Genomic DNA, 6,692 nt, shown 5'->3' on the forward strand with positions numbered 1-6,692 from the left:
GCCTGAAAAGAATTTCCAACGTCCGAAGCCGCATCCCCCTGCAGCCCAGGAACTCTCGGGCCGTTCACGCGAACGGTATTAAAACAGGGAGCACCGCGCTCCCGCTACAAGCCCAGGAGGGCCTTACAAATGCAATTCAAGCTCGCACGTGCCGGCGTCAAGACGTTCGCCGGCGTCAAGACGTTCGCCGGCGTCATCATGAGCGCCGCCGTTCTCGGCGGCATGTCCGCCAACGCGTTTGCGGAACGCCTCATCAAGGTGGCCACGGAACCGACGTTCCCCCCCTTTGAATTCGTCAACACCCAGACGGGAGAAGTCTCCGGCTTCGAAATGGACCTCGTGCGGGCCGTCGGCAAGGAACTCGGCGCCAAAATCGAATTCCAGGTCCTCAGCTTCGACGCCATCATCCCCGCCATGCTCTCGGGCACCGTCGAGATGGGCGCCGCAGGCTTCTCCATCACCGAGGAGCGCAAGAAGCGCGTCCTCTACTCCGACACGTTCTACACTTCCGGCCTCTCCCTCGTCACCACGAAGGCCAAAGCCAGCGCCGTCAAGAGCATGAAGGACCTTGAGGGCAAGACGATCGGCGTGCAGATCGGCACGACGAGCCACAACGCCGCCAAAAAGGTCAAGGGCGCCAAGATCGTGACGTTCAACACCGCGGGAGAGGCCATTCTCGACCTCTCCATCGACGGCAGCGACGCCGTAATCAACGACCGTCCCGTGACGGCCTACATCATGACGCAACAGCCCAAGCTCGGCGCCCAACTCGTGCACCAGCCCGAAACCTACTCCGCCGACGACTTTGCCTTCGTCTTCCGCAAGGACCAGTCCGCACTCAAGGACGAGGTCAACGCTGCGCTCGCCAAGCTGAAGTCGAACGGCGAATACGACAAGATCTACAACAAGTGGTTCGGCAAGAACTGATTTTTCGCAAATCCGTGATCTGACGACACAGGAGTCCGGCCTCTCCCGCAAGGGAGCGCGCCGGCTTTTTCTTTGAGACGCCTCAAGGTTTGCCCTGTACGGTTAGACAACCTTGATCCGTGTCTGTAAAATTCAGCAAATTTTGCCTTACACTTTTATCATTGCGCCGCGCCCGGGCCCTCCCCCTTCGAAGAGCATCCCCCCGCCCTTCATCCGGAAGCGGACGCAAACCACAATCTGCTTAGAGGTCACCCGTCATGGAATTTGATTTATCCCTGATCGTCAACAGCCTTCCCCTGCTTCTCAAGGGCGCGGGCCTGACGCTTGAAATCACGGCGCTCGCCGTGGGTCTCGGCCTGATCATCGGCCTTTTCCTCGGTCTTGCCCAGCTTTCGAAGAATCCCATCTTCCGCTGGCCCGCCAAAGTCTACGTCGACGTGATCCGCGGCACGCCGCTTCTGATCCAGATCTTCATCATCTACTTCGCCCTGCCGAACATCATCGGTGAGCGCATCGACCCCTACATTGCCGCCGTCGCGGCCTGCTCGCTCAACTCGGGCGCCTACATCGCCGAAATCTTCCGTGCGGGCATCCAGTCCATCTCGCTCGGCCAGATGCGCGCCGGCCTCTCGCTCGGCATGACCTACCCGCAGACGATGCGCTACATCGTGCTGCCGCAGGCCGTCAAGCGCATCATCCCGCCGCTCGGCAACGAGTTCATCGCCATGCTGAAGGACTCCTCCCTCGTCTCCGTGATCGGCTTCGAGGAACTGACCCGCTCCGGCCAGCTCGTCATTGCCGAAACCTACGGCACGATGGAGATCTGGACCTGCGTCGCGATCCTCTACCTTGTCATGACGCTCACCATCAGCCAGCTCGTCGGCTGGCTTGAAAAGCGCTACCGTCTGAGCGACGAGCGCTGACATCCCAAGAGCCTTCCGAACGCCGCGCATCCCCACGGGAGCGCGGCGTTTTTCATACCTTTTTCAGGGCTTCCGGGGCCCTTGACAGTCAACCCGCGGAGGCCGTTTCGGAGCCCGCGCCGCCTTGTGTGAAAATTTCCTCGCTTTGCACTTGCACGGCGCCCATGCAGTAGGTACAATCTCCGCTTTCACGGCTCGAGTCTCAACGCTCGTGTCCGCAAGTTTCCATACCTTTTTCTTTATTCAGGAAAACAAATGTCCGTTGAAATGAACAAGTCTGAGATCGTTGCCAAGTTCCAGCGCGCTGAAGGCGACACCGGCTCTCCCGAAGTGCAGGTTGCTCTTCTCACCGCCCGCATCAACCACCTTACGGACCACTTCAAGGTTCACACCAAGGATCACCACTCCCGTCGTGGCCTTCTCCGTATGGTCTCCCGCCGCCGCAAGCTGCTTGACTACCTCAAGCGCACCGACCTCAATGCTTACCGCGCCCTGATTGAAGCCCTCAATCTCCGTAAGTAAGACGGAACATTTCTCCCTGACAACGGCCTGCCGAACGACGACAGGCCGTCGTCGCATCTAAAACCCACGTCGTTCGTTGACGGCACACTTTCTTTCCACGCGAGGCTACCGCGTTGCGACATGAGCTCCCTCCCCCTCCGGCACAAGGGAAAAGGGATCTGATGCCGCAGCGTGCCAAAGAGCTTCGAACTCGAATTGCTCTTGCGCCCGGAAAGTTGATGAGTAACGTCAGCGACGACAACCATGCACAGAGGAATACATCATGACGATGTTCAACAAAGTGTCCAAGTCCTTCCGCTTCGGCAATCACGACGTGACCCTCACCACCGGTGAGATCGCCCGTCAGGCCACCGGCGCCTGCATCTGCCAGATGGACGACACGGTGGTGCTCGCCACGGTCGTGGCCAAGAAGGAAACGAAGCCCGGCCAAGACTTCTTCCCGCTCACCGTCGACTACATCGAAAAGACCTACGCTGCCGGCAAGATCCCCGGCGGCTTCTTCAAGCGCGAAGGCCGTCCGTCCGAAAAGGAAACGCTCACCTCCCGCCTGATCGACCGTCCGATCCGCCCGCTCTTCCCGGACGGCTTCTTCAACGAAGTCCAGGTTATCATCCACGTCCTCTCCGCCGACCCCGCCGTTGATCCGGACATTCCGGCCATGATCGGCGCCTCCGCCGCCCTCGCCATCTCCGGCATCCCGTTCCGCGGCCCGATCGGCGCCTGCCGCGTCGGCTACATCAATGACGAAATCGTCATCAACCCGACCACGGAAGAACTCAAGAGCTCCCGCCTCGACCTCGTCGTCGCCGGTACGGAACGCGCCGTCCTCATGGTTGAATCCGAGGCCGACATCCTTCCGGAAAAGACGATGCTCGAAGCCGTGATGGCCGGCCACAAGGCCATGCAGGTCTGCATCCAGGCCATCAACGAGCTCGTCGCCGAAGCCGGCAAGCCGGCCTGGGACTGGCAGCCCGCCCCGAAGAACGAAGCCCTCGTCGCCCGCATCGTCGAACTCTGCGACACCGGCCTCAAGGAAGCCTACGGCATCCGCTCCAAGCAGGCCCGTACGGAAAAGCTCCGCGAAGTCTATGCCGCCTGCGAAGCCCAGCTCGTCGCCGACGCCGAAGCCGCCGGCACCGAAGCTCCGGACATGAACGAAGTCCACGGCATCCTCTTCGAACTCGAAGCCAAGCTCGTTCGCTCCAACATCCTCAACGGCGAACCCCGCATCGACGGCCGCGACACCCGCACGGTCCGCCCGATCGAAATCCGCCAGAGCGTGCTTCCGCGCACCCACGGCTCCGCCCTCTTCACCCGCGGCGAAACGCAGGCCCTCGTGCTTACGACGCTCGGCACGAAGCAGGACGAACAGATCATCGACGGTCTCTGCGAAGAAACGCACGACCGCTTCATGCTGCACTACAACATGCCCCCGTTCGCCACGGGCGAAACGGGCCGCGTCGGCAGCCCGAAGCGCCGCGAGATCGGCCACGGCCGTCTCGCCAAGCGCGCCCTAAAGGCCGTTCTCCCGACCGCCGAGGAATTCCAGTACACGATCCGCGTCGTTTCTGAAATCACCGAATCCAACGGCTCCTCCTCGATGGCCTCCGTCTGCGGCGGCTGCCTCTCCATGCTCGACGCCGGCGTTCCGCTCAAGGACTACGTCGCCGGCGTGGCCATGGGCCTCATCAAGGAAGGCAACAAGTTCGCCGTCCTCACCGACATTCTCGGTGACGAAGACCATCTCGGCGACATGGACTTCAAGGTGGCCGGCACCGCCGAAGGCGTGACCGCCCTCCAGATGGACATCAAGATCGAAGGCATCACGGCCGAAATCATGCAGGCCGCCCTGGCTCAGGCCCACGAAGGCCGCCAACACATCCTCGGCAAGATGCATGAAATGGCCGGCGGCGGCGCCAAGGAACTCTCCGACTTCGCCCCGCGCATGATCTCCTTCAAGATCGATCAGGACAAGATCCGTGAAGTCATCGGCAAGGGCGGCGCCACCATCCGCGCCCTCACCGAAGAAACCGGCACGACGATCAACATCGAAGACGACGGCACGGTCACCATCGCCAGCCCGGACACGGCCCGCGTTGAAGAAGCCCGCCGCCGCATCGAGATCATCACGGCCAAGATCGAAGTCGGCCAGATCTACGAAGGCACGGTCCAGCGCCTGCTCGACTTCGGCGCCATCGTCCAGCTCCTGCCGGGCAAGGACGGCCTCCTTCACATCAGCCAGATCGCCAACGAACGCGTCAACCAGGTCTCCGACTACCTCAAGGAAGGCCAGCAGGTCCGCGTCAAGGTCATCGAAGCCGACGAAAAGGGCCGCGTGCGCCTTTCCATGAAGGCTCTTCTCAAGGACGAAGCCGCCCAGGCCTAATCCCTGAGCCCTTCCGGGCTTGAAGACACGAGCCCTGCTCTCCGCGAGGAGAGCAGGGCTTCTTGTTTCAAAACCCCATCGTTTTTTCCCCGAGTGCTTTGAAGACTTGAGGGAAACCGTATAAAATGCGAGGGTTATGCATTGTCCGCGTCAAAAACGGACCATCCGCATCCTTCACCGGCATTGTTGGAGAAACTCAGCGTGCGTGAAAAGATTGTCATCGCCAACTGGAAAATGAACGGCTCCGCCGAGGCCAACCGCCTCTGGGCGGAGGAATTCCTTGCCAAACTCGGCGATCTCAACTGCAGGACCGCCGTGTGCGCGCCCTTCGTCTATCTGTCCGAACTCGTCCGCCTCTTCAAGGACACGGGGGTCGCTGTCGGCGCCCAGACGGTTTCGCCCAGGGATCAGGGCGCCTTCACGGGCGAAGTGTCCGCCGCCATGCTCGCCGACATCGGCATGAGCCTCTGCCTCGTCGGCCATTCGGAACGCCGCACCCTCTGGGGTGAGGACGACGAATCCGTGGCCGTCCAAGCTGAAAACCTCGTTGCTCACGGCATCGCCCCCGTCGTCTGCGTGGGCGAGACGCTCGCCGAGCGCGAGGCAGGCCTCACCGAGGCCGTCGTGCTGCGCCAGCTTCGAACCGTGCTCACGCGAGTGCCCGTTGCCAAGCTCGGCGCCGTCGCCTATGAACCCGTCTGGGCCATCGGCACGGGACGCACGGCGACTCCGCAGGCCGCCCTGCACGTTCACGCGGCTCTGCGCGCCTGCCTCACCGAGGCCGACGCCGAAGCCGCCGCGAAGACGCCGCTGCTCTACGGCGGCAGCGTCAAGCCGGACAATGCCCATGAACTCTTCTCCCAGCCCGACATCGACGGCGGCCTCATCGGCGGCGCCGCCCTCAAGGCTGAAGATTTCCATTCCGTCTGCGCGGCTGCCCGCGTCGATTGATTTTTCACTCTAAGGTTTAACCGCCATGCATTTTCTTCTTAGCATCGCTCTCGTTCTGCAGATCATCTCTGCCGTCGTCGTGATCGTGCTCGTGCTCATGCAGCACGGCAAGGGTGCCGACCTCGGTGCCGCCTTCGGTTCCGGCGCCTCCGGCTCTGTCTTCGGCGCTACGGGCAGCGCAAACTTCCTCTCCCGTTCCACGGCCATCGCCGCCACGGTCTTCTTCTGCTCCACGATCGCCCTGACGCTCGCTTCCGGCGCCTTCAACAAGCGTTCCGCTCAGCCAGCGGGTGGTGTTTTGTCAACGGTCGAACAGCCGACATCCCATGAATATGGTATGTCTGGTAGTGAAAACCCTAATAAGGCCCCCACGAACGAAATTCCGAGGTAAAATACACCTCCTCTGCTGGTGACCTCGCTTCTTCGGATGCACATCAGTGGGGAACAGTTCGGGCCGCGGTCGTGGCGAAATTGGTAGACGCGCAGCGTTGAGGTCGCTGTGGTGAGAGCCATGAGAGTTCGAGTCTCTCCGACCGCACCATTTACTGGGGTATCGCCAAGTCCGGTTAAGGCATCGGATTCTGAATCCGACATTCGTAGGTTCGAATCCTACTACCCCTGCCAAGTCAATCAACGGAGTGACTCTCCGGATGCTCCTCAAGCATCGAACAGTCAACATTTCGCGGTCGTGGCGAAATTGGTAGACGCGCAGCGTTGAGGTCGCTGTGGTGAGAGCCATGAGAGTTCGAGTCTCTCCGACCGCACCAGATGTACTGGGGTATCGCCAAGTCCGGTTAAGGCATCGGATTCTGAATCCGACATTCGTAGGTTCGAATCCTACTACCCCTGCCAAGTCATCGAGAAAATGGACGTTCTTCGGAACGTCCATTTTTTTTGGTTCATCTCGGAAGTCCGTGGAACGCGGCCTTGACTTTTAAGAAAAAGTCTGGTCGGCTCCCTCCAAGGAAAAAAAAGTAGCGCTC

The 6,692-nt window shown here is 61.0% G+C and carries 6 protein-coding genes and 2 tRNA genes; all 8 read left to right on the forward strand.

Translation table 11 applies throughout. From position 1 onward, the window contains the following. The first annotated feature begins 129 nt into the window (after window positions 1-129). The 8 genes from HMPREF9465_RS01320 (at window position 130) to HMPREF9465_RS01360 (ending at window position 6,476) form a co-directional block, all read left to right on the forward strand. Window positions 130-927 (forward strand): basic amino acid ABC transporter substrate-binding protein, encoded by a 798-nt coding sequence (locus HMPREF9465_RS01320; RefSeq protein ID WP_005433357.1) that lies wholly within the window; start codon window positions 130-132, stop codon window positions 925-927. 257 nt (window positions 928-1,184) lie between these two features. Next, entirely contained in the window at window positions 1,185-1,850 is a 666-nt protein-coding gene (locus HMPREF9465_RS01325) for an amino acid ABC transporter permease (RefSeq protein ID WP_005433359.1), read from the forward strand. A gap of 255 nt (window positions 1,851-2,105) precedes the next feature. Beyond that, window positions 2,106-2,372, forward strand: a complete 267-nt coding sequence (gene rpsO / locus HMPREF9465_RS01330; RefSeq protein WP_005433361.1) for a 30S ribosomal protein S15 — start codon at window positions 2,106-2,108, stop codon at window positions 2,370-2,372. A 262-nt stretch (window positions 2,373-2,634) separates the two neighbouring features. Beyond that, complete coding sequence (gene pnp / locus HMPREF9465_RS01335; RefSeq protein WP_005433362.1) at window positions 2,635-4,758, forward strand: polyribonucleotide nucleotidyltransferase; 2,124 nt, start codon at window positions 2,635-2,637, stop codon at window positions 4,756-4,758. Window positions 4,759-4,959: 201 nt separating this feature from the next. Continuing rightward, entirely contained in the window at window positions 4,960-5,709 is a 750-nt protein-coding gene (gene tpiA / locus HMPREF9465_RS01340) for a triose-phosphate isomerase (protein ID WP_005433364.1), read from the forward strand. A 25-nt stretch (window positions 5,710-5,734) separates the two neighbouring features. Further along, window positions 5,735-6,100, forward strand: coding sequence for a preprotein translocase subunit SecG (secG, locus tag HMPREF9465_RS01345; protein WP_005433366.1), 366 nt, complete (start codon window positions 5,735-5,737; stop codon window positions 6,098-6,100). A gap of 65 nt (window positions 6,101-6,165) precedes the next feature. Then, window positions 6,166-6,250 (forward strand) — tRNA-Leu (locus HMPREF9465_RS01350). A gap of 141 nt (window positions 6,251-6,391) precedes the next feature. Continuing rightward, a tRNA-Leu gene (locus HMPREF9465_RS01360) sits at window positions 6,392-6,476 on the forward strand. Window positions 6,477-6,692: the final 216 nt, after the last annotated feature.

It is taken from the genome of Sutterella wadsworthensis 2_1_59BFAA, assembly GCF_000297775.1.
GTDB classification, from domain to species: domain Bacteria; phylum Pseudomonadota; class Gammaproteobacteria; order Burkholderiales; family Burkholderiaceae_F; genus Sutterella; species Sutterella wadsworthensis_A.